This window comes from Brachybacterium sp. AOP25-B2-12 (assembly GCF_052378625.1).
Taxonomy (GTDB): domain Bacteria; phylum Actinomycetota; class Actinomycetes; order Actinomycetales; family Dermabacteraceae; genus Brachybacterium.
Map to the genome: position 1 here is coordinate 75,785 of NZ_JBQSXW010000009.1, position 20,928 is coordinate 96,712.

Sequence of the window (20,928 nt, forward strand, 5' to 3'; positions counted from 1 at the left end):
CGAGTAGGGCCGGCCACGGAGCATCGGTCCACGAAGGAGCGCAGATGAGCTGGGCATTCGTGATGATGGTCGTGCTGGTGATCGTGGCGCCCGGGGTGGACCTCGTGATGGTCCTGCGGTCCGCGGTCGCCGGAGGTCGTGGGGCGGGCCTGGCCACGGTGGCCGGGGTGTGCACGGCCTCGGCGCTGCAGGGCGCTCTCGTGGCGCTCGGCGTGGGGACGATCGTGGTGCGCCACCAGGTGGTGTTCGAGACGATCCGCTGGCTGGGCATCGCCTATCTCGCCTATCTCGGGATCACCTCTGTCGTGTCCGCCCTGCGAGGCCGTGAGGTGCGGGCGGACGAGGACGCCGCCCCGCGACCGCGCCGTCGTCGGCGATTGCGGTTCTTCGACCAGGGCTTCACGACCAACATCACCAACCCCAAGATGTTCGTCTTCTACCTGTCGCTGCTGCCGCAGTTCGTGGCCCCCGATGCTCCCGTCGCCTCCTGGCTGGTTCACGCGTGGACGTTGCCCGTCGTCGGCGGCCTCTGGCTCGTGGTGGTGGCGCTGCTGGCCGGTGTCCTGCGGGAGAAGCTGCTGCGGCCGATGGTGCGTCGCGTGGTCGATGCGTGCGCGGGGCTCGCACTCCTGGCGTTCGGCGTCCGGCTCGCGACCGAGCGCTGAGACGGCGTTTCGAGGCTCTCGCTCGGAGGGAGCGCCGGCGTCTCCTCCGGCTGCGGCGCCCTCAGTCCGCGCGGTCGAGCACCTGACCCACCCACGCGGCGCCGGTGGTCGCCCGGGAGAGCTCGTCCAGGGTCCTCAGGAGGTGTGCCGCGGCGCGGCGGGCGTCCTCGTCGCCCGCCTCGATCCGCGGGGCCTCCGGCGGGGCGTCGCGGGTGATGCGGAAGGCGCCTGCCTCGTGCGGAGGCAGCGGGTCGGCATGGCCGAGCAGCCCGGGCACCAGGTCGAGCGGGACGTGGGTCAGTCCCAGCTCCCGGGCCGCGGCGATCGTGCGCGCACGCCGGGTCGCGGCACGCGCGGCGCCGGGCACACGCAGCCCCGAGGCGAGGAGCCGCCGGGTGAGCTCGCGGTTGCCCACGAACACCGCCCCGGCCTCGGCGAGCGCGGGGGCGGCGCTCTCGGGCCAGTCGTAGTGGTCGAGATCGAAGGACCGCGGGAAGAGCCCGGCACGGTCCGCGAGCGCGTGCAGCTCCCCGAGGGAGGAGTCCGAGATCAGGTGCCCCCAGAGCGTGCCGTGCCGTGACCAGCGCGGGGTGTCGGCGTAGACGGTCACCGGGTGACGGCGCGCGGGGCGATGGGCATGGCGCCATGGTTCCACAGGGGACAGGACGGATCGTGCGAGGTCTCCCAGGCACAGAGCGCCGAGGACCCGGCGCGGCCGTGACCGGGCACGATGGGTCACCTATCGTGGTCCGCACCGAGAATCGTCGGAGGAGACCCATGCCGCAGCCCCATAATCGCCTTCGCGTCCGCGTCGCCGATGGCCCGAGCGCGCCGTCGCACCGCCGACGGCTCCTGCTCCCCGTCCTCGCCGTGGGCCTGTCGGGCTGCGACCTGGTCGGGTCCGGCGGCGCCGATGGCCCCTCCGGTGAGGCCGCCCGGACCTCCGAGGGACGCACCGTCGACAAGGCCGCGCAGACGGACGCCGAGCCGGTGCGCACACGCACCCGCCACCTGCCCGAGGACGCCGCCTACCTGTGGTGGTCCGGCACGCTCGGGTCCGATGCCCCGGGCTCCGCCGGGTACTGGGTCGACGCGATCGTCACCCTCTCCCCCGCCCAGGCCCAGGAGCTCCGCGCCCTGTGCACGCCGGACGGCGCCCCGGTGCCAGGAACACCCGAGGCGGTTCCCGAGCTGCTGGCCGAGCTGACGGACGAGGACTTCTCCGAATGCCCGGGGATCGCCGACCACGTCCGCGCGGAGGGATGGTCGCCGCGGGCCTGGATCTCCGCCGCCTCGCCCGTCGTGGTGCTCACCCTGCAGGGCGAGGGCTGACGCCCGCCACCGTCCCCTGGTGGTGGCGCAGCAGCCACTGGTCCTCGCGGCGCACCCACAGCGAGGTGCGGTACACGCGCGAGCCATCGGCCGTGCGCGTCGTGTAGGTCAGCAGCACGATGCCGGGCGCCACCTCATCGGCCACGAGGTCCTGCGCCGAGGGATCGTGGTCCAGCGGCGCGAGGAGGGCAAGCAGCTGCTCGCGGTCCCAGCGTCGCCCGGAGGCGCCGACCTCGACGAACTCCGGGTGCAGCAGGGCGCCGGCGGCGCGCCGGCTGCCGCGGACCTGATCGGTCAGCAGCGCGAGCTCGCGGGTGGTGACCTCCTCGAGGTCGGATCCGACGGGGTGACGATCGCGGCGCCCCCGCGCGGCGGGGTCATGCGAAGCAGTGCGGTCCGCGCGCGGCGCGTGCGAGGTCCCGGCGCCCCGGGAGGCCTGCTCAGGGCCTGAGGCCGGGAACAGCGCGAGGGCGCCGTCGTCCTCGGCCGCGGCGCCCGGTGAGCGGCGCGGCGCGGGCGCGGAGCCGTCGAACCCGGGCCCGACCTGCGGATCCTGATGCTTGGAGAAGGCGGTCGCCGCGGCGTTGGCACGGCGGTCGGCCGCCTCGTTGAGCGCGTGGCCCGCGTGGCCCTTGACCCACTCGAAGTCGACGCTGCGCCCGACGAGCGCCCGGTCGATCCCCTGCAGCAGCTCGACGTTCATCACGGGCTTGCCGTCCTTCTTGCGCCACCCCTTGCGCTTCCAGCCCGGCATCCACTTCGTCACGGAGTTGATGACGTACTGGCTGTCGCACAGCACATGGAGGTGCTGATCGGACGCCGACGCGGTGGCCTCCAGCAGGTCGAGCACCGCCATCAGCTCACCCATGTTGTTGGTGCCGTGGGGCCAGCCACCGGCACGCCAGGTGGTCTCGTCGATGTACCAGGCCCAGCCCGCGGGACCGGGGTTCCCGAGGGCGGAGCCGTCTGCGGCGGCGGTGATCGTCATGCCCAGCATGCTCGCACGGGCGCCGGGGGCGACGCCCAGGACGTGGGCGTTCGGCACGCCCGGGCTGAGTCCGGTCTCACGACCGCCGAGCGTCCCGGTCCAGTCCCCGGATCCAGCTGCGGACGCGTGCGCGCAGGAACAGGAGGGCGACCACGTCCGCCACCAGGAGGTACGCCACGACGCACACCGTGCCCCAGGGCCTGGGCATCACCGCCTGCAGGATCTCGGCCGGCAGGAGCACGACCAGGGCCGACAGCAGCGACGCGCCGAAGAACACCACGAGGGAGATCGCGAACATGCCCCACCCCGGCCGTCGGGTGGTGCACTCCCGGCCGACGGCGACACCGACGAGGGACAGGACCGTGATCGACCCGAGGACGACGCAGAACGCCGTGAGCACGGCACCCCACGGCCCGCCGAGGGCATCCGACAGAGGTGCCATGCTCCCCCCGTCCCCCCGGACCATGCCGATGACGGTCCCGGCCGTGGCGACCAGGATCAGCACGAGGGTCTCGAGGCCGACGAGGGCGACCCTCCCCCGGACCCGTTCGGCCGGTGAGATCCCGAGCGCCGCCTTGAAGGCGACGGCCTCCGGCACGTCCGCGCGGCCGTAGCGCTGCCAGGCCAGAGCCGCCCAGAGCGGAGCGAGACCCGTCAGGAACGGGGTGGAGACGATGGCGACGACGAGCGCGAGAGCTGCCAGGATCATCGATCCGGCGAACGCCTCCTGCTGCAGGCGGAGCTCCACACGGGCGGCACGCACGGTGGGCCCCGTGCGCCAGGCCGCGACGCGGCCGCTCGTCCGTCGCTGTGCGGTCGTGGTCATGAGACCCTCCTCGTCGTGGTGCTCGCCCGGGCCTCGCGCAGGTGCGCGGTCACCAGGTCCGCGAGTGTGGGCCTCCGCAGGTCGGAGTCGGACGGGAGCAGCGCCGCGTCATCGACGTGGACGAGCCCTCTCGACGTGTCCGCCGCGCTCTCGAGCCCCGTCATCACGAGGTGGAGCGCGCCATCCCCGTGCTCGCGCGGGATCTCGACGTCCAGATAGCTGTCGCGCAGGGTCTCGACGTCGCCCTCGAGCACGGTGCGCCCCGCGTCCACCACGACGAGGTGGTCCACGAAGCGATCCATGCCCTCGAGGTCGTGGGTGCTCAGGAGGATCGATGCGCCGTCGGCGACGCAGCCGCGCAGGAGGTCCACGAGGTCGCGCCGCGCCAGGGGGTCCAGGCGGGCCAGCGGCTCGTCGGCGATCAGGAGTCGCGGTGAGGTGGCGAGGGCTGCGGAGATGCCGAACCAGGTGGCCTGTCCGCGGCTGAGATCGCGCACGGACGTTCCGGGGTCGATCCCGTGCCGGCGCAGCCGGCGACCGAAATCGCGGACGTCGAAGGACTCGACGGTGCCCCGGAGCAGGCGCGCGAGATCGTCGGCGGACCAGGACCCGGGGACCATCGGAGCATCGGGCACGACCGCGACGCCGGACGGGAGGGCGTCCTCGACGCCGGTCATCGGGGAACCCAGGATCGCGATCTGCCCGCCGCTGCTGGGAAGGGCTCCGATGATCGCCCGCAGCGCGGTGGTCTTGCCCGCCCCGTTGGAGCCGACGATCGCGGTGACCTGACCGCGCGGCGCATCGAAGGAGAGCCCCCGGAGCACCGGGATCGGGTCCGCATAGGGATGCTTCGGTGCCGGGAGCCGCACGTCCAGGCCACGCACCCGGACGGCGGTGTCGTCCTCGCGGTGCTCATCGATGTGCTGGGGTTCGACGTTCATCGGTCCTCCTCGATCGCTGAATCCAGCATCCGGTGCAGCTCCTCCGGAGCGATGCCCGCCGTCGCCGCGGCCGTGACGATCCCGGCCAGACTCGCCTCGATCCGCGCGAGGGCCCGCTCGCGCACCTGCTGGGCCGGTCGCTCGCGCACATACACACCCTTGCCCTGCACGGCGTCGGCGTACCCGTCGGCCACGAGCTCGGTGTAGGCCCGCGTGGTGGTGATGACGCTGACGCGCAGGTCCCGCGCCAGGGCACGGATCGACGGCAGGGGCTGCCCGGCCTCGATCTCGCCCCGGTCGATGGCGTCGGCGACCCCGGCACGGATCTGCTCGTAGATCGGTGCGAAGGCCGTCGGGTCCACGGTGATGTGCATGGTTCCCTCCTCCCGTCCGCGATGCCGTGGCGTCGCGCTCCTCCACCGGTGCGGGCTCGCGCCCGGCCCTCGTGCTGCATCTACTGTATATGCACGGTATACACAGATGGCAAGAGGGTCTCCGCGCCTCCCGTCGCGAGGATCCCCATGACATCTCTCATGCCCGGGCCGTGAAGCCGTCACCTCGCCCGGTGATCTGCCGCCCTACCAGCGGCGACGCCGCGCGCGAAGACTGGTCGCCATGACCACTCAGCGCACCCCCGCACCGTCCCGGACGCCCGCTCCCGAGCGCGGCCTCCTCGGGGACGTGCTCGGCATCCGGCCCGCATCGACCCTGTCCCGGGAGCTCTTCGCCCTCGTCGTCAACGCCGCGATCGTCACGGTGGTGATCCTCGTGCTCCAGCCGCCCGTCGTCCCCGCCGTCGCCATCTCGGTGGTCGTCGGGCTCTGGCTCGTCGCCCGCCTGATCTGGGGATTCCTCAGCGAGGGCTACAGGCGCACGACGGGTGCGGGCCGATGACCGCCCCGACCCCCGTCACGGCGCCCCGGGAGACGGCCGGGGACGAGCCCGTCATCGTCGCGCGAGGACTCCAGCGCCGATACGGCCACGGCCGGGACGCGTTCCTCGCGGTGGACGGCGTGGACCTCGAGATCCGCCGTGGCGAGCTGTTCGGCCTGCTCGGCACGAACGGCGCCGGGAAGACCTCGACCCTCGAGGTCCTCGAGGGCCTGGCCCGTCCGTCTGCGGGCACCGCACGCGTCCTGGGGCTCGACCCGTGGAGGGATCGCCGGCGCGTCCGCCCCCGTCAGGGCCTCATGCTCCAGACGGGCGGCTTCCCGGCAGACCTCACGGCCGCCGAGTCGCTGCGCATGTGGACCTCCACGCTCTCTGCCCCGCGCCCCGTCGCCGAGGTGCTCGCCGACGTCGACCTCGCCGACCGCGCCGGCACCCGGATCTCCTCCCTCTCGGGCGGGGAGGTGCGCCGCCTCGACCTGGCCTGCGCGATCGCCGGGGATCCCGAGATCCTGTTCCTCGACGAGCCCACCACGGGCCTGGACCCCGAGTCCCGGGCGCGCGCCTGGGGGCTCATCGGACGGCTCAAGGCGCGGGGCACCACCATCGTGCTGACCACGCATTACCTCGACGAGGCGGAGTCCCTCACCGACCGGCTCGCGATCATGCACCACGGCCGCGTGGTCCGCGAGGGCACGGTGGCCGAGGTGGTCGCCGGGCACCCCGCGTCGATCCGGTGCGAGCTGCCCCGCGACGTCGGGGACCTGCCTGCTCTCGCGGGCGCCGTCGAGCGCACCGGCGCCCGCCTCGCCGTCAGCACCTCCCACCTCCAGCAGGACCTCTCCACGCTGCTGCGCTGGGCCGACGACCACGCCGTGACGCTCTCGGCGCTCGACGCCCGCGCCGCGAGCCTCGAGAGCGTGTTCCTCACCATCGCCGAAGGAGACCCCCGATGACCGCCGACGTCACCGACCGTCCCGTCCCCGCCCGACCGAACCCGGGTCCCTCGGCGCCCGTCCGCAGCCCGGCCCCGGGGCGGCGACTGCTCGGGCTCGTCCGCGCGGAGCTGACCATGCTGCTGCGCAACCGCATGCAGCTGGGCACCGCGATCCTCATGCCCGTCGCCGTCCCGTTCCTGTACCTGCCCATCGCCCGGGCCGGCGCCGGTCCCGCGCACCTCGCGGGGGCGCTCGGGATGATGTTCGTCATCGCCCTGCTGTTCGTCGTCTACTACAACCTGCTGTGCGCCTACGTGGCGCGCCGCCAGGAGCTCGTGCTCAAGCGACTGCGCACCGGGGAGGCCTCCGACGCGACGGTGCTGGCCGCCGCCGCGGTGCCGGCCATGCTCGTGGCCGCCGTGATGATCGCCGTGATGTCCGCGATCTCGGTCCCGCTGCTGGACCTGCCCGTTCCCCGGCAGGTGCTGCTGATCCTCCTGGGGGTCGTGCTCGGCGGTGTGCTCATGGTGCCGCTGGCGCTCGTGACCGCGAACATCACCCGCACCGTCGAATCCGCGCAGGTCACCTGCCTGCCGATCATGGCGGTGCTGGTGCTCGGGACCGGCGCCGCGGTCCCGCTGGACCTCATGCCGGACTGGCTGGGGCGGCTCATCACCGTCATCCCGTCCTCGCCCATCGTGGCGCTGATCCGGATGGGGTGGCTGGGCATCGACGCCGACGGGGCGCCCCTGAGCACCGGCGCACTGTGGGCCGATGCCGGTGTGCAGACCGTGATCCTGCTGGTCTGGCTGGTGCTCGCGTGCGTGCTCGTGGCCCAGCGGTTCCGGTGGGAGCCTCGCGGCTGAGGCGGCGGGGCCCCGTGAGCGCCGCGTGCGAGGATCTGATGCCATGAGCGTCCCTGGACCCGGCCCCCGTGACGGTGCGGGCACGCGGCCCTGGACCGTGTTCCGCGGGTACACGGTCGGGTCCGAGGCCGTCCTGTTCCTCATGCTCCCCGCGATGCTCCTGGCGTGCCTGGGAGTCCTCCCCCGGGACCTCGCCGCAGGGGCCGACAGCCCGCTGCTCCTGACGCTCCTCCTCGCGCAATCGCTCGCGAGCGCCACCGCGGCGGTGCTGGTGACGCTGCAGTGGACCGACGGCCCACCATCGGCCCCGGGCCGATGGTCGCTGCCGGAGGTCCGGGTGCTCGCCGGAACCCGCTGGTCCCTGGTCGCGATCTGCGTTCCCGTCGCGCTCGGCATCGCGGTTGTCGCGACCCGGCACCCGGCCCTCGGCGACGAGGTGCTCATGGTCCTCGTCGCCTCGGCGATCGCCGTCCAGCTGCTGCGTCTGCCCCTGCCCGTCTCGATCATCGGATCGCTCGTGCTGGGGGCCGTCGCCGCGCTCCTCGGCGTCGGTCCCGTCGCGGTGTCGTTCGGCACCGGGGTGCTGGTGGGCATGATCGTGACGGGCCGCAGCTCCCTCTGGCTCGCCGCGCTGGTCCGCGAGCTCGACGAGGCGCGCGGGGTCCAGGCGCACCTGGCCGTCGCCGAGGAGCGCCTGCGGTTCGCCCGGGACCTCCACGACGTCGCCGGGCGCGACCTCTCGGCGATCGTCGTCAAGGCCGAGCTCGCCAGCCGCCTGGCCGAGCGCGCCGATCCCCGCGCCGCGGCGCAGGGCCAGGAGGTGGCCCAGATCGCGCGGTCCACCCTCGCCGAGATGCGGGCCCTGGTCCGCGGCTACCACGGCGCGGACCTCGCGACCGAGCTGCGGGGCACCGTCTCGCTCCTGCGGTCGGCGGGGATCGCGGTGGACGTCGAGGGGGACCCTGCCGACGTCCCGGCGGAGACCGCCCCGGTGGCGGCGTGGGTGCTGCGGGAGGCGGGCACCAACGTGCTCCGGCACGGCCGGCCCCTGAACGTCCGCATCGCGCTCGCGGAGCGGAGCATCGTCGTGGTCAACGACGGCGCGGGCCCGGGTCCCGCACCGGAGCACGGCAGCGGATTGCAGGGTCTCGCGGCCCGCCTGGGTCCCGAGGGCTCCCTGCGCACGCGGCAGGACGAGGGCAGGTACCTGCTCGAGGCACGGCTGGCCCCGGTTCCCCCGCTGTCGCCGACAGCAGCCGGCGGCCCTGCTGTCCCAGCACCGTCGTCCCTCGCCGACGCCGTCACGTCCGTCGCTCCCGCCTCTGCCTCTGCTTCCGAGGAGACCCCGTGACCCCGCCGATCCGGATCGTCCTCGTGGACGACGAGCACCTCATCCGCAGCGCCCTGGCGACCCTGCTGGGTCTCGAGGACGACATCGAGGTGGTCGGGGAGGCGGCCGACACGGCACGCGGCGCCGCCCTGGTCGGCGAGCTGGCCCCGGACGTCGCGGTGGTCGACCTGCAGCTGCCCGACGCCGACGGCCTCGAGCTCTGCGCGCGGATCGCCGAGACCTCGCCGGGGACGCGCTGCCTGGTGCTGACCTCGCACGCCCGCCCGGGATATCTCAAGCGCGCGCTCGCGCAGGGGGTGCTGGGCTTCCTGCCCAAGACCACCAACGCCACCGATCTGGCCCGCGCGGTGCGGACCGTGGCCGAGGGGCGCCGCGCCATCGACCCGGAGCTGGCGGCGGAGACGATCTCCTCGGGCGATTCCCCGCTCACGCCGCGCGAGGCGGACGTCCTGGAGTTCGCGGCCGACGGCGCCGAGGTCTCCCAGATCGCGCGCCGCACCCATCTCGCGGAGGGCACCGTGCGCAACTACCTGTCCAGCGCCCAGTCCAAGCTGCAGGCCGCGAACCGCCACGAGGCGGTGTCCATCGCGCGGCGGCACGGCTGGATCTGACGGCGGTTCACCGCAGGGTCGCCGCGAGCTCCGAGGCATCCAGCTCCCGGTCCGCGAACACGAGGCGCACGGCATCGGGATCCGGATTGCCCACGTCGGGGGCACGATGACGCAGGGTCAGCCCCACCCTCCGTGCGAGCGCCGCCGAGGCGAGGTTGTGCTCGAGCAGATAGGCGACGACGGGCAGCTCCGGCCGATGCTCGCGCGCCCTCTCGATGCCGGCGCGCGCGACCTCGGTCGCCAGCCCGCGGCCCTGGACCTCCGGGGCGACGCGGTACCCGAGGTTCCAGAAGCTGCCCCGTCGGACCGCGCAGCCACCATGGCCCACCACCCGGCCGTCCTCGCGGACGACCCAGGCGCCCAGTCCGTCGCGCCGCCAGTCCTCCTGCCAGGTCTCCGGGGCGGCACGGGTGGTCTCGGGGTCCGCGAAGCGCCCGCTGGGCAGGTGGGTCCAGACGCGCGGATCCCCGTACAGGGCGTGGAGGTCGGCGAGGTCCGCGGGAGTCGGCGCATGGAGCGTGAGGCGCTCGGTGCGCGCCTCGGGCCCCGCCGGGGCCACGTCCTGGTCGTGTGCGCGCCAGGTCACAGCGCCACCGTCACCTCTCCCAGGCGGTCCGTCAGGGCGTCGTTCTCGCGATAGTCCACCGGGCATTCGATGACGTGCACCCCTCCGGCGGTGAACGCCGCATCGATGGTCGGCCTGATCTGATCGGCGGCGGTGATGCGGTGCCCGTGCGCACCGAAGCTCTCGGCGTACTGCACGAAGTCGGGATTGGTGAAGTCGACGGCCTCGTGGTGCCCCAGCTCGATGTCCATCTTCCACTTGATGAGCCCGTAGGATCCGTCGACCCACACGAGGACCACCAGCGGGATGTCCTCCCGGACGGCGGTCTCGATCTCCTGGGCGTTCATGAGGAAGCCGCCATCCCCCATCACGGCGAGCACCCTGCGACCGGGCGCGGCCAGCGCGGCCCCGAGGGCACCGGGCAGGGAGAACGACATGGTCGACAGGCCGTTGGAGATGATGCAGGTCAGCGGCTTCTGCGTGGGGTAGAGGCGCGCCATCCACATCTTCACGGCGCCGGTGTCCACGAGCACGATGTCCTCGTCCCCGAGCGCCGCCCGGGTCTCGGCGACCAGGCGCTGCGGCAGGACGGGGAAGGCCTCGGCGGCGCCCACGTCCTGGAGCTCGGCTCGGTGCAGGTCCCGGATGGGCACGTCGCGATCCGCGCAGGGAGCGATGTCGGTGGTGGCGGCGAGGAGCGCCTCGAGGCCCGCGGCGACGTCGCTCTCGATGTCGGCGGCGATCTGGTAGCACGCGTCCTCGTCCTGGGCCGTCCGGTTCAGGTGGATGATCGGCGTGTCCCCGTGCGGGTTGATCTTGGCGGGCGCGAACTCCTGCAGCTCGTAGCCGACGCTCACGATGAGGTCGGCGCTCTCGAAGGCGAAGTTCTCGTAGTCGTGGGCCATGAACCCCACCACGCCGAGCGCGAGCGGATGGCGGTCCGGGATCACGCCCTTGCCCATGAAGGTGGTCGCGACCGGCAGGTTCAGCTGCTCGGCCAGTCGGACCAGCGGGGCCGAGGCATGGCCGCGTGCCACGCCGTGCCCGGCCAGGACGATCGGCGCCTTGGCCGCGCGCAGCAGCTCCGCGGCACGGCGCACCTGCTCGGGATCCGGGCCGGCCCGATGGCTGGGACGCGCCCCCAGCGGCCGAGCGTCCGGGACGACCGGCTGCGCCTCGATGTCCTGGGGGATGGCGAGGTACGTCGCGCCGGGCCGCTCCCCCTGGGCCAGATCGAAGGCCTTGCGCACCATCTCGGGGACGGCCGCCGGGGTGATCACGGTGTCCGACCACTTGGTGACCGGGGCGAACATGGCCTGCAGGTCGACAATCTGGTGGGACTCCTTGTAAGCGCGTCCGATGCCGACCTGGGCGGAGATCGCCACGAGCGGCGTGGAGTCGGTCTGGGCGTCCGTGACACCCAGCAGCAGGTTGATGGCGCCCGGTCCGAGGGTCGCGACGCAGACGCCGGCCCGGCCGGTGAGGCGGCCATAGACATCGGCCATGAACGAGGCGCCCTGCTCGTGGCACACGAGCACGAACCGGATGGGCGAGTCCGCGATCGCAGTGACGAGACCGATGTTCTCCTCACCGGGGATCCCGAAGACGACCTCGACGCCCTCCTCCTGCAGGCATTGGACGATCAGCTGTGCGACGGTGCGATCTGACATGGTGCTGCTCCTCGGAACTGATGTGGGGCGAGTGGACGGGTGGACAGGGATGATGCGGTGCTCGGGCACGGGCCGTCAGGACCCCACACCGGTCAGGGCGATGAATGCCGCCATCGTGGCCAGCGACAGGATCGTGCTCCAGAACAGGGTCGAGGCCATGAGCTTCTGGCCGGTGCGGTACTGCACGGCGAGGATCACGGCGATCGAGGCGGTCGGGATGGCCATGGTGATGACGGACTGCTGCACGGCCGCGGCGGGCAGGCCGAGGAGGCCGAGCACCAGCAGAAGGATCCCGGGGACGACGACGTTGCGGGCCAGGACCACGCCGATGACCGGCGGGTTCACGGCCACCTTGTGGGCGAACAGCACGACGCCGGAGGCGAACAGCGCGACGCCGCCGGTGGTGGTGCCCAGGAGCGCCAGGGCCTGGGTGACGGCCTTGGGCAGGCCGATCCCGAGCAGCACGAGGACGAGGGCGACGAAGGGGGCCCACACGACGGGCTCCTTGAGCGCGCCGAGGATGCTGGTGCACAGGGTCCGCGGCGGAGCATCGGCCGCACGGGTGACCGGGCCGCCCGTCGCGTGCTCGAGCAGGATCATCGTCAGCGGCACCTGGACCAGGTTCATGACGATGCCCGCGACGGCGATCGGGACCGCGCTCGTGGCACCGAAGAGGAAGCCGAGCACGGAGGTGCCCACGAAGGGGACCGCCGGGCCGCCCACCGCCAGGCCCACGAGCGCCGAGACCCCGAGGTCCTGGCGCAGCAGCCAGTGCGCGACGCCGAAGGCGAGCAGGTAGCCGCCGAGCATCGCGCCGGCGACCGCCACGGTCATGGGGAGGTCGCTCACGAGCTCGGCCCGCCGGGTCACGACGAGCCCCGTGAACAGGCTCAGCGGCAAGGCGTACCGCATGACCATGCGGTTCAGGACGGATGCCTGGTCCCCGGTGAAGTCGTGATGCCAGGCCGCCAGGAACCCCAGGACCAGGGTGACCACGATGGGGAGCATCGCTCCCAGCAGCACCGTGAGCATGCGGGTGATCGCCTCGTCTCGACACGGCGCGAGGCGCTGTGACGCCTCGCGGACTCCGTGTCGGCGCGGCTGTCGATGCCGCGTCGGCCGCACGTCCCCGGGGCCATTGCCCCGGAGCGGTGCGTTCTGCGATCGACCGTACGCCGCTCAGCGCGCGGCGGCGAGGGACCTTCGGCGGTCCGCGAGGATCATCCCGACTTGCGGCGGTGCACGCGCTTGTTCACGGCGGGCGACGTGTTCGCGTGCTGGGCCGGCCCGGTGCCCGTCCCCTGGCCATGGTGGGCCTGCTGCTTCTTGGCGAGGGCCTCGAGGAACCTGCGGCGGTGCGCGTCCTCGGGCGACTCCGTGCCCTCGGGGGTGTCCTGCGGGGTCTCGATCGTCTCGTTCTCATCCGCATGTGTCATGGGGACAGCCTCGCATCCGCCCTCCGGGAGCGCCACCGATTTGCACCGGGACCTCACTCGCATTCACGACCTGTCACCGCGCACGGGCGTCGTGGCCGGCGCGCGGCCGCGGAGGCGCATCTGCACACATGCCGTGCGGGATCGATCACGCACTGCAGTGCGCATCCAGCGCCCGCGCCAGGAACGGTCCCGTCACCGACGGCCCTGACCGTGCCACCTGCTCCGGGGTGCCGGTCGCGACGATCCTGCCGCCCGCGTCCCCGCCGCCGGGGCCCATGTCGATCACCCAGTCGGCGTTGGCGATCATGTCGAGGTCGTGCTCGATGACGACGACCGTCGCGCCGCGGTCGGTGAGCCGGTCGATGACTGCGAGGAGGGTCCGCACGTCCAGGGGGTGCAGTCCCACGCTGGGCTCGTCGAGCACGAACATCGACGTGTCCTGCCGGCGGTGCAGCTCTCCCACCAGCTTGAGGCGCTGCGCCTCCCCACCCGAGAGCGCCGGGGTGGCCTCGCCGAGCGTGAGGTAGCCCAGACCCAGGTCCGCGAAGGCCTGCAGGCGCGAGCGCACACGGTCCAGCCGCTCCACGTGGTCGAGGGCCTCGCGCACGGTCAGGCGCAGCAGGGCGGGGAGCGCGTAGCCGTCGCGCGTGTAGCGCTCGGCGGTCGGGGCGTAGCGCGAGCCCTCGCACTCGGGGCAGGCGATGTCGACATCGGGCAGGAACTGCACGTCCAGGGAGATCGTGCCGGTGCCCTCGCAGCGGGGGCAGGCGAGGGACCCCGTGTTGTAGGAGAAGTCCGAGGCCGTGAGGCCGTCCTCGCGGGCCTCGGGGATCTCGGCGTAGGCGCGGCGCAGGTCGTCCATGACCCCGGAGTAGGTGGCGACGGTCGAGCGGACGTTGATGCCGATGGGCGTCGCGTCGACCACGCGGACGGTGCTCACCCCGGCGCCCTCCACCGAGCGCACGTGAGCGGGAGTCCGGCCGCCGTCCACGCCCTCGGCGCGCAGGGCCGGGACCAGGGAGTCGAGCACGAGGGTCGTCTTCCCGGAGCCGGAGACCCCGGTGATCGCGGTCAGGCGTCCGCGCGGGATCTGCGCCGTCAGGGGGTGCACGGTGTGGATCGCGCCGGTCTCCAGGCGGATCGTGCCCTCGTCGAACACCTGGTCCGGAGCGATGCGCCGACGGACCACGGTCTCCTCGGCGCCGGAGAGGAAGCCCGCGAGCCGGGACGCGGCGGAGTGCTCGACCTCGGCGACGGTGCCCTGGGCGATCACCTCGCCACCCTCGGCGCCCGAGCCCGGGCCGATCTCCACGAGGTGATCGGCCCCGCGGAGGATCTGCACGTCGTGGTCCACGAACACGACGGAGTTGCCGTCGGTCAGCAGGTCCTCCATGACGCCGATGAGGCCCTGCACGTTGGCGGGATGAAGGCCGATGGAGGGCTCGTCGAGCACGTACAGCACCCCGGTGGTGCGGTTGCGGACGGCGCGGGCCAGCTGCACGCGCTGCCGCTCACCGGTCGACAGGGTGGCCCCGACCCGGTCGAGCCCCAGGTACCCGAGCCCCAGCTCGGTGAGGCGGCGGGCCATGTCCTGCAGGGTGTCGACCAGGCCGTCGGCCATGGTGCGCATGTCGCGCGGCAGGGAGGGCGGGACGGTGGGCGCCCAGGCCAGCACCTCGTCGAGGGTCCTGGCGGTGACGGAGGCGAGGTTCTCCTCGCCGATCCGCGGGGCGCGGGCCTTCTCGCTCAGCCGCGAGCCATGGCAGTCGGGGCAGACGGACGCCACGAGGAACCGGTCCACGCGGGCCAGACGCTTGTCCGTGTCGGCGCGCTTGAGCTCCTCGAGCACCGTGAGGCGGGCGTTGCGGAAGGTGAAGTCGAGGTCGTGGACGCCCTTCTTCGAGGCGAAGGTGATGTGCTTCTTCTCCTCGGGGCCGTCCAGGACGATCTCGCGCTCCCAGTCCTCGAGGTCCCGCCACGGGACGTCGGTGCGCACACCGAACTCGCGGGCGATGGTGGGCTGGACCTTGAAGCCGAACATCTGCCAGGGCACCACCGCGCCGTCGTCGAGGGTCTTGGACGCGTCGACCACGAGAGTCGCGTCGTCCACCGTGCGGACGGTGCCTGTGCCCTCGCAGGTGGGGCACGCGCCCTCGGCGTTGAAGGCGAGCTGCTCGGCGCCCGGGGCGTGCACCTCCTCGCCGCAGACGGGGCAGGTGAAGGGCACCTCGGCGGCCACGTCGATGGTGGGCGGGACCCGATGCCCGCGCGGGCACAGGTGCGAGGCCAGGCGCGAGAACATCAGCCGCAGCACGTTCAGCAGCTCGCTGGAGGTGCCGAAGGTCGAGCGCACCGAGGGCACCCCGGGGCGCTGGCGCAGGGCGAGCGCCGCGGGCACGTGCTCGACGGAGTCGACGGCGGCGCGCGGCGCCTGGGCCATGCGGCGACGCGTGTAGGTCGACAGCGCCTCGATGTAGCGACGCGACCCCTCCGCGTACAGCACGCCCAGGGCCAGCGAGGACTTGCCCGAGCCGGAGACGCCCGCGATCCCCACGAGCTCCTGCAGGGGGATGTCCACGTCGATGTCGCGGAGGTTGTTGACGCGCGCCCCGCGGACGCGGATCTGCTCGGGGACGTGATGGCGGTGGGGGGCGTCGCTCATGGAGCCAGGCTACGACCGACGTCCGACGGACGGACGTCGCACGTGGGGCGCCCGCGACGGGAGACGGTCCCGACACCGCGGACACGTTTGTGCGAGCGCCGGGCGGCCGTGGTCGCGCCCGATGAGCGCGCACCGATCACGGGATCGTCGCGACCGTCATCCCCGCTGTCGCGCGGGCATGCCCCATGCCCTCCAGCGCCGCGGGCAGCTCCTCGAAGGCGATCACGCTGCCGATGGTGCGGGCCAGGTCCAGGCGCCCGGAGGCGACGTCGGCCAGCAGCGCCGGGTACTCGGCGGCACCCAGCCCGTGGCTGCCCAGGATCACCAGCTCCTGGGCGATCACGCGGCCCATCGGCAGCGCGGGGTCGGTGTCGTCGCCGAGCAGCAGGCCCACCTGGACGTGTCGCCCGCGGGGTCGCAGGCTCTCGATGCCTGCGCGGGCGGTGGCCGTCGAACCCAGAGCATCGACCGCCACCTCCACGCCACCGCCGGTGAGGTCGCGGAGCCGCGCGGCCACGTCCTCGCCCGCGGGGACAGCCGTCGCCCCGAGCTCGGTCGCGGCGGCCAGCGCGGCCTCGGACACGTCGACGGCGTACACCTCGGCGCCGGCGGCCCGGGCGATCATCGCGACGGCCAGGCCCACGCCGCCGCAGCCGAGCACCGCGACCCTCTCCCCCTCCTGCACGCGGGCCTGGACGTGCACGGCGTGGAAGGCCGTGCCCACCCGGCACCCCAGCCCTGCGGCCACGGCCAGGTCGAGGTCATCGGGGAGTTCCACGAGGTTCGTGTCGGCGCTCGGGACCGCGACGAGCTCCGCCCAGGATCCCTGCAGATCGAAGCCGGGCTGACGCTGGTTCGGGCACACCTGGGGCGCGCCCTCCCGGCACTGCGCGCACCGCCCGCACGCGAGGATGAACGGGGCCGTGACCCGCTGGCCCGCCCGGAACCTGGTCACCTCGGGTCCCACCTGCTCGATGATCCCGGCGAACTCGTGGCCGGGCACGTGCGGGAGGCCGACGGAGTCGTCGTGCCCCTGCCAGGCGTGCCAGTCGCTGCGGCACACCCCCGTGGCACGGACCCGCACGACGGCACCGTCGGCGGGGCAGGCGGGAGCGGAGATCTCCTCGGTCACGGGGAGGTCACCGAAGGCGTGGAATCGGACGGCTCTCATGGGCCGATCGTCCCACGGGCCGCCGGTCAGCCCTCACGGCCCTCGTACGCCGCCCGCCGCTCCTGCACGGCCCGCAGCCGCGACAGGTCCAGCTTGCGTCCGCGCGCGAAGTCGACCACGCCGTTCTTCTCCTGGAACACGTCGGTGAGCTGCGTGTAGCAGTAGCCGAACATCTCCGGATCCTCCAGCAGCACCCGGGTCAGGGCCTCGAAGCGCGCGTAGAGGTCCTCCTCGTCGGCCACCCGCTGCCCGTATCCCCAGGAGACGGCGGTGTCGCCGCCGGCCGCGGCCTCGCGGGCCGCGCGGGCCTCCTCCTCGTTCCACCAGATCCCGCCGTACTCCGAGACGAAGTAGGGCTGGCCGTCGTAGGCGATCGAGAAGGTGCCGTCGGCGTGCGGCATCGTGTTCGGCGGCAGGTCGATCCGGTTGGTGTGCGGATTCCCGTCGGCCAGTCCGGACTGCTCGGCGGCGAAGCGCACCGGATCCTGCTCGTAGGAGTGGGAGTCGTAGACGTCGGCGCCCCGCACCCGGTGGGAGTACCCGCTGGTGTCCAGCACCGGCCGGGTGGGGTCGGCGAGCTTGGTCGCGTCGTACATCGCCTGCGTGACGTCGTCGAGCACCGTGATGCGGTCGTGGAGCACCTGGTGGGTCTCGTTCAGGGGGCACCAGCCGACGATGCTGGGGTGGTTGAGGTCCCGGCGCACGGCCTCGAGCCATTGGGCCACGAACGATGCCGTGGGCTGCTGGTTGTGGCCGATGGGCCCCATCCCCGAGACACCCCAGTCCCCGAACTCGCCCCAGGTCAGGTAGCCGTGGACGTCTGCCCAGAAGAGCATGCGCTCCTCGAACACCTTCTGGTGCAGCCGCGCCCCGTTGAAGCCTGCCTCCAGCGCGATCCGCACGTCGTCCACGATCGCGGCGTCGCTCGGGGCCGTCATCAGGGAGCTGGGCCAGTAGCCCTGGTCCAGCACGAGGCGCTGGAACACCGGCTCGCCGTTGATGCGCAGCTGCCGACCGTCCAGGGCCACCGAGCGCAGCCCGGCGTAGGAGTGCACCTCGTCGAGCACCGCGTCCTCGGCATCGAGCAGACGCACCCGCAGCGCGTAGAGCTCCGGGGCGCCCGCACCCCACAACCGCACGTGCTCGGCGGGGATCGCCAGCTCGAGGTGCGGGGACAGGTCGAGGTCCGCGCGCACCGAGGCCGTCGCCACGACCTCCCCGCCGGGGACCGAGGCCTCGACCTCCACCCGGGTCCCGGGACGGTTGGCCGTGAGCGCGGCGTCGATGCCCAGGCTGCTCGCGGCGACGTTCGGGAGCACCCGCAGCGCGCGCACCGCATGCTCGGGCACACCCTCGAGCCACACCGTCTGCCAGATGCCGGTGGTGCGGGTGTAGTGGCAGTGGGTGTTGTGGAACCACGTGGCCTGCTTGCCGCGGGCCTGCGGCGCATCCCGGGGATCCCGGGCACGGACGACGATCTCGACGCTGCCGCCGGGCTCGACGATCCCGCCGAGGTCCGCCGTGAAGGGCGTGAAGCCGCCCCGGTGGCGGGCGACCTCGACGCCGTCGGCCCAGACCGTCGCGTCCTGATCGACGGCCCCGAAATGCAGGAGCGGCCGCAGGCCGGACCAGTCGGCCGGGATGGTGACGGTGCGGCGGTACCAGACGGCCTCGAGGACGTCCGTGTCCTCGATGCCGGAGTCCGCGGACTCGGGCGCGAAGGGCACGGTGATGGTGCCCTCGAGCGGCCGGTCCTGCAGCCCGCGCTCGATGCCCGTGTCCGAGCGGTCGATCTCGAAGCCCCAGGGACCGTTGAGGTTCAGCCAGGTGGGACGCCACAGCTGGGGACGCGGGTGCTCGGGGCGGGGGACGTCGCCTGCTGCCGAGAGCGGCGGGTCGAGGTGGGCGGCGAGCGCGTCGGCGCGGGCCGCGAGGGTGGCAAGGGCCCGGTGCGCGGCCGGCGCGACAGGACGGCTCGCGAGGTCGGGATGCTGGTCGTGGTCGGTCTCCACAGGAGGTCTCCTCGTCGTCGGGGCGTACGGTTCGGGCGGACCACCATTGCACCGCATCCTGGATCCGGTCCGGGGGGGGGATCACCGGAGGTCGCCGGACCCGATGTCCCGGCCGTGCACGGCGCACGGACGTCGTTGCCTGGACCGACCTGCGTCACACCCACCCCCGCGGCGCTCGCCTCCTCGGGGACCGGGAGCGTACGGTGGCCGGGACGGTCGCCGTCGATCTCACCGCGACGACCTGCCGCGGAGCCCCGCTCCGTGCCCCGGCCCATCGGCCGCGTGGCACACACCGATCGCCGTCCGCACCCCCGGGTGCCGGGAACGGTCCAGGGGCCCGTTGGCCGCGCACAGGCGTCGAGATCATCGATCCGGTCCCGTGCGCCCCGGTGAGCCCTCCGTACCGAAAGCACCACGTGACCACCTCAGATTTCGCGCGCCTCGGCGTGCCCACCCCTCTCGTCGACGCCCTGCACGAGCTCGGCATCACGAGCCCCACCCCCATCCAGCTCGCGACCCTGCCGGACTCCCTGGCCGGGCGCGACGTCCTGGGCCGCGGCCGCACCGGCTCCGGCAAGACCTTCGCCTTCCTGCTGCCGCTGGTGACGCGGCTCGTCGCCTCGGAGTCCCGCCGCAGCGCGCGCAGGCCCCGCTCGATCATCCTGGCGCCCACCCGGGAGCTCGCCTCCCAGATCGGTCAGTCCCTGGAGCCGCTGGCCCGGACCACGAACCTGACGTACACGGTCGTCTTCGGCGGCGTGGGCCAGCGTCCGCAGGTCGACGCGCTCGCGCGCGGCGTCGACGTGCTCATCGCGTGCCCCGGCCGCCTCCTGGACCTCATGGGCCAGGGCTTCGCGGACCTCTCCGCCGTCGAGATCACGATCCTCGACGAGGCCGACCACATGGCTGACATGGGCTTCCTGCCGATGGTGCGCCGCATCCTCGACAAGACCCCTGAGCGCGGACAGCGCATGCTCTTCTCGGCCACCCTCGACGAGGGCGTCGGCAAGATCGTCCGCCAGTTCCTGCACGATCCCGTCAAGCACGAGGCCGACTCGGCCTCCTCGCCGGTGGGCACCATGACCCACCACGTGCTCGAGGTCTCCGCCGACGACCGCAACGACGTCCTCCTGGACCTCGCGGCGGCGCCGGGTCGCACGATCATGTTCACCCGGACCAAGCACGGCGCCAAGAAGCTCGCCAAGAAGCTCGTGGCCAGCGGCGTGGACGCGGTCGAGCTGCACGGCAACCTGTCCCAGGGCGCCCGCACCCGCAATCTCGAGGCCTTCGGGGGCGGCGGGGCCACCACGTTGGTGTGCACCGACATCGCGGCCCGCGGCATCCACGTCGACGAGGTCGCCCTCGTCGTCCACGCCGACCCGCCCGTCGAGCACAAGGCGTACCTGCACCGCTCGGGCCGCACGGCCCGCGCTGGCGAGAGCGGCACGGTCGTCACCGTGCAGACCCCCGACCAGCGCGGTGACGTCTCCGGTCTGATGCGCGCCGCGAAGATCCGCCCGCACATCCACTCCGGTGTCACCGCCACGAGCCCGATCCTGGCCGAGCTCGCGCCCGGCGAGCGGGTCTTCGGCCCCGTCCCCGACCGCACCCCGGCGCAGCAGCAGCCCACCGGCGGCGGCCGCTCCGGCGGACGCTCGCGTCGCGGCGGCGGCCAGGGCGCCGGTTCCGGCTCCGGCCGTTCGGGCTCCCCGCGCCGCCGCTCCGGCGAGGGCTCCCGCGAGGGCGCCCAGCACTCCGGCGGCGGACGCACCCCGGCACGCTCCGGCTCCTCCGGCCGCGGCCAGGGCGCCTCGTCCGGCCAGGGCCGCGGCGGCCGCGGCTCCGGCCAGGGACGGGGAGGCTCGGGCCTGGCCGCGTTCTCGACCTCCTCGTCGTCCGCGCGCCGAGGCCGCTGATCCCTGTGACCGCCCCGCACCGAGGACCCCAGAGGTCCACCGGTGCGGGGCGGTCCGTGCGTCCGCATCCGGACGTGCACCTCCCCCATC

The 20,928-nt window shown here is 73.4% G+C and carries 20 protein-coding genes; 8 read left to right on the forward strand and 12 right to left on the reverse strand.

Annotation, left to right across the window (positions count from 1 at the left end):
* The first annotated feature begins 44 nt into the window (after positions 1 to 44).
* Positions 45 to 665, forward strand: coding sequence for a LysE family translocator (locus ACT3TZ_RS08485; RefSeq protein ID WP_444582969.1), 621 nt, complete (start codon positions 45 to 47; stop codon positions 663 to 665).
* A gap of 61 nt (positions 666 to 726) precedes the next feature.
* On the opposite strand, the gene ACT3TZ_RS08490 is transcribed toward ACT3TZ_RS08485, so the two are convergent.
* Entirely contained in the window at positions 727 to 1,275 is a 549-nt protein-coding gene (locus ACT3TZ_RS08490; protein WP_444582970.1) for a DUF4031 domain-containing protein, read from the reverse strand.
* A 167-nt stretch (positions 1,276 to 1,442) separates the two neighbouring features.
* On the opposite strand from ACT3TZ_RS08490, the gene ACT3TZ_RS08495 reads away from it, so the two are divergent.
* On the forward strand, positions 1,443 to 1,997 hold the full coding sequence (locus ACT3TZ_RS08495; RefSeq protein ID WP_444582971.1) for a hypothetical protein: 555 nt from the start codon (positions 1,443 to 1,445) through the stop codon (positions 1,995 to 1,997).
* On the opposite strand, the gene ACT3TZ_RS08500 is transcribed toward ACT3TZ_RS08495, so the two are convergent.
* From ACT3TZ_RS08500 to ACT3TZ_RS08515, 4 genes are all read right to left on the reverse strand, one after another.
* Positions 1,975 to 2,985, reverse strand: coding sequence for an RNase H family protein (locus ACT3TZ_RS08500; protein WP_444582972.1), 1,011 nt, complete (start codon positions 2,983 to 2,985; stop codon positions 1,975 to 1,977). The genes ACT3TZ_RS08495 and ACT3TZ_RS08500 overlap by 23 nt on opposite strands.
* A 76-nt stretch (positions 2,986 to 3,061) precedes the next feature.
* The gene (locus ACT3TZ_RS08505; protein ID WP_444582973.1) at positions 3,062 to 3,811 is read right to left on the reverse strand and encodes a hypothetical protein; all 750 of its coding nucleotides are present in this window, start codon (positions 3,809 to 3,811) and stop codon (positions 3,062 to 3,064) included.
* Positions 3,808 to 4,752 (reverse strand): ATP-binding cassette domain-containing protein, encoded by a 945-nt coding sequence (locus ACT3TZ_RS08510; protein WP_444582974.1) that lies wholly within the window; start codon positions 4,750 to 4,752, stop codon positions 3,808 to 3,810. The genes ACT3TZ_RS08505 and ACT3TZ_RS08510 overlap by 4 nt, the downstream gene beginning before the upstream one ends.
* Complete coding sequence (locus ACT3TZ_RS08515) at positions 4,749 to 5,126, reverse strand: GntR family transcriptional regulator (RefSeq protein ID WP_444582975.1); 378 nt, start codon at positions 5,124 to 5,126, stop codon at positions 4,749 to 4,751. Before ACT3TZ_RS08515 ends, ACT3TZ_RS08510 begins: the two co-directional genes overlap by 4 nt.
* A 241-nt stretch (positions 5,127 to 5,367) precedes the next feature.
* Between ACT3TZ_RS08515 and ACT3TZ_RS08520 the strand changes: the two genes are divergently transcribed.
* The 5 genes from ACT3TZ_RS08520 to ACT3TZ_RS08540 are packed head-to-tail and all read left to right on the forward strand — an operon-like array spanning position 5,368 to position 9,406.
* Positions 5,368 to 5,646, forward strand: a complete 279-nt coding sequence (locus ACT3TZ_RS08520; protein WP_444582976.1) for a hypothetical protein — start codon at positions 5,368 to 5,370, stop codon at positions 5,644 to 5,646.
* Positions 5,643 to 6,596 (forward strand): ABC transporter ATP-binding protein, encoded by a 954-nt coding sequence (locus ACT3TZ_RS08525; RefSeq protein ID WP_444582977.1) that lies wholly within the window; start codon positions 5,643 to 5,645, stop codon positions 6,594 to 6,596. Before ACT3TZ_RS08520 ends, ACT3TZ_RS08525 begins: the two co-directional genes overlap by 4 nt.
* Positions 6,593 to 7,444 carry an ABC transporter permease gene (locus ACT3TZ_RS08530; protein WP_444582978.1) on the forward strand — a complete coding sequence of 284 codons (852 nt, stop codon included), beginning with the start codon at positions 6,593 to 6,595 and terminating at the stop codon, positions 7,442 to 7,444. The genes ACT3TZ_RS08525 and ACT3TZ_RS08530 overlap by 4 nt, the downstream gene beginning before the upstream one ends.
* Before the next feature lie 43 nt (positions 7,445 to 7,487).
* Positions 7,488 to 8,795, forward strand: a complete 1,308-nt coding sequence (locus tag ACT3TZ_RS08535; RefSeq protein WP_444582979.1) for a sensor histidine kinase — start codon at positions 7,488 to 7,490, stop codon at positions 8,793 to 8,795.
* Positions 8,792 to 9,406 carry a response regulator gene (locus ACT3TZ_RS08540; RefSeq protein WP_444582980.1) on the forward strand — a complete coding sequence of 205 codons (615 nt, stop codon included), beginning with the start codon at positions 8,792 to 8,794 and terminating at the stop codon, positions 9,404 to 9,406. The genes ACT3TZ_RS08535 and ACT3TZ_RS08540 overlap by 4 nt, the downstream gene beginning before the upstream one ends.
* Before the next feature lie 7 nt (positions 9,407 to 9,413).
* On the opposite strand, the gene ACT3TZ_RS08545 is transcribed toward ACT3TZ_RS08540, so the two are convergent.
* The 7 genes from ACT3TZ_RS08545 to ACT3TZ_RS08575 form a co-directional block, all read right to left on the reverse strand.
* Positions 9,414 to 9,992, reverse strand: a complete 579-nt coding sequence (locus ACT3TZ_RS08545; RefSeq protein WP_444582981.1) for a GNAT family N-acetyltransferase — start codon at positions 9,990 to 9,992, stop codon at positions 9,414 to 9,416.
* Positions 9,989 to 11,641, reverse strand: coding sequence for an acetolactate synthase large subunit (locus ACT3TZ_RS08550; RefSeq protein ID WP_444582982.1), 1,653 nt, complete (start codon positions 11,639 to 11,641; stop codon positions 9,989 to 9,991). Before ACT3TZ_RS08550 ends, ACT3TZ_RS08545 begins: the two co-directional genes overlap by 4 nt.
* A 75-nt stretch (positions 11,642 to 11,716) precedes the next feature.
* Positions 11,717 to 12,673 carry an AEC family transporter gene (locus ACT3TZ_RS08555; protein WP_444582983.1) on the reverse strand — a complete coding sequence of 319 codons (957 nt, stop codon included), beginning with the start codon at positions 12,671 to 12,673 and terminating at the stop codon, positions 11,717 to 11,719.
* A gap of 188 nt (positions 12,674 to 12,861) precedes the next feature.
* A complete protein-coding gene (locus ACT3TZ_RS08560) occupies positions 12,862 to 13,077 on the reverse strand; it encodes a DUF5302 domain-containing protein (protein ID WP_444582984.1) in 216 nt (71 codons plus the stop codon).
* Positions 13,078 to 13,222: 145 nt separating this feature from the next.
* On the reverse strand, positions 13,223 to 15,739 hold the full coding sequence (locus ACT3TZ_RS08565; protein WP_444582985.1) for an excinuclease ABC subunit UvrA: 2,517 nt from the start codon (positions 15,737 to 15,739) through the stop codon (positions 13,223 to 13,225).
* A 136-nt stretch (positions 15,740 to 15,875) separates the two neighbouring features.
* Complete coding sequence (locus tag ACT3TZ_RS08570) at positions 15,876 to 16,910, reverse strand: alcohol dehydrogenase catalytic domain-containing protein (protein WP_444582986.1); 1,035 nt, start codon at positions 16,908 to 16,910, stop codon at positions 15,876 to 15,878.
* Between the two features lie 26 nt (positions 16,911 to 16,936).
* Positions 16,937 to 18,922 carry a glycoside hydrolase family 2 protein gene (locus ACT3TZ_RS08575; RefSeq protein ID WP_444582987.1) on the reverse strand — a complete coding sequence of 662 codons (1,986 nt, stop codon included), beginning with the start codon at positions 18,920 to 18,922 and terminating at the stop codon, positions 16,937 to 16,939.
* A 416-nt stretch (positions 18,923 to 19,338) separates the two neighbouring features.
* Here ACT3TZ_RS08575 and ACT3TZ_RS08580 point away from each other — a divergent pair, with 416 nt between their 5' ends.
* Entirely contained in the window at positions 19,339 to 20,838 is a 1,500-nt protein-coding gene (locus tag ACT3TZ_RS08580; RefSeq protein ID WP_444582988.1) for a DEAD/DEAH box helicase, read from the forward strand.
* Positions 20,839 to 20,928 lie beyond the last annotated feature (90 nt).

Excerpts from the sequence above, each read along its gene's own strand:
- ACT3TZ_RS08525 (WP_444582977.1), top strand. The coding sequence starts at position 5,643 with ATGACCGCCCCGACCCCCGTCACGGCGCCCCGGGAGACGGCCGGGGAC.
- ACT3TZ_RS08530 (WP_444582978.1), top strand. The coding sequence starts at position 6,593 with ATGACCGCCGACGTCACCGACCGTCCCGTCCCCGCCCGACCGAACCCG.
- ACT3TZ_RS08565 (WP_444582985.1), bottom strand. The coding sequence starts at position 15,739 with ATGAGCGACGCCCCCCACCGCCATCACGTCCCCGAGCAGATCCGCGTC.
- ACT3TZ_RS08520 (WP_444582976.1), top strand. The coding sequence starts at position 5,368 with ATGACCACTCAGCGCACCCCCGCACCGTCCCGGACGCCCGCTCCCGAG.
- ACT3TZ_RS08570 (WP_444582986.1), bottom strand. The coding sequence starts at position 16,910 with ATGAGAGCCGTCCGATTCCACGCCTTCGGTGACCTCCCCGTGACCGAG.
- ACT3TZ_RS08535 (WP_444582979.1), top strand. The coding sequence starts at position 7,488 with ATGAGCGTCCCTGGACCCGGCCCCCGTGACGGTGCGGGCACGCGGCCC.
- ACT3TZ_RS08515 (WP_444582975.1), bottom strand. The coding sequence starts at position 5,126 with ATGCACATCACCGTGGACCCGACGGCCTTCGCACCGATCTACGAGCAG.
- ACT3TZ_RS08560 (WP_444582984.1), bottom strand. The coding sequence starts at position 13,077 with ATGACACATGCGGATGAGAACGAGACGATCGAGACCCCGCAGGACACC.
- ACT3TZ_RS08550 (WP_444582982.1), bottom strand. The coding sequence starts at position 11,641 with ATGTCAGATCGCACCGTCGCACAGCTGATCGTCCAATGCCTGCAGGAG.
- ACT3TZ_RS08510 (WP_444582974.1), bottom strand. The coding sequence starts at position 4,752 with ATGAACGTCGAACCCCAGCACATCGATGAGCACCGCGAGGACGACACC.
- ACT3TZ_RS08495 (WP_444582971.1), top strand. The coding sequence starts at position 1,443 with ATGCCGCAGCCCCATAATCGCCTTCGCGTCCGCGTCGCCGATGGCCCG.
- ACT3TZ_RS08485 (WP_444582969.1), top strand. The coding sequence starts at position 45 with ATGAGCTGGGCATTCGTGATGATGGTCGTGCTGGTGATCGTGGCGCCC.
- ACT3TZ_RS08555 (WP_444582983.1), bottom strand. The coding sequence starts at position 12,673 with ATGCTCACGGTGCTGCTGGGAGCGATGCTCCCCATCGTGGTCACCCTG.
- ACT3TZ_RS08505 (WP_444582973.1), bottom strand. The coding sequence starts at position 3,811 with ATGACCACGACCGCACAGCGACGGACGAGCGGCCGCGTCGCGGCCTGG.
- ACT3TZ_RS08500 (WP_444582972.1), bottom strand. The coding sequence starts at position 2,985 with ATGACGATCACCGCCGCCGCAGACGGCTCCGCCCTCGGGAACCCCGGT.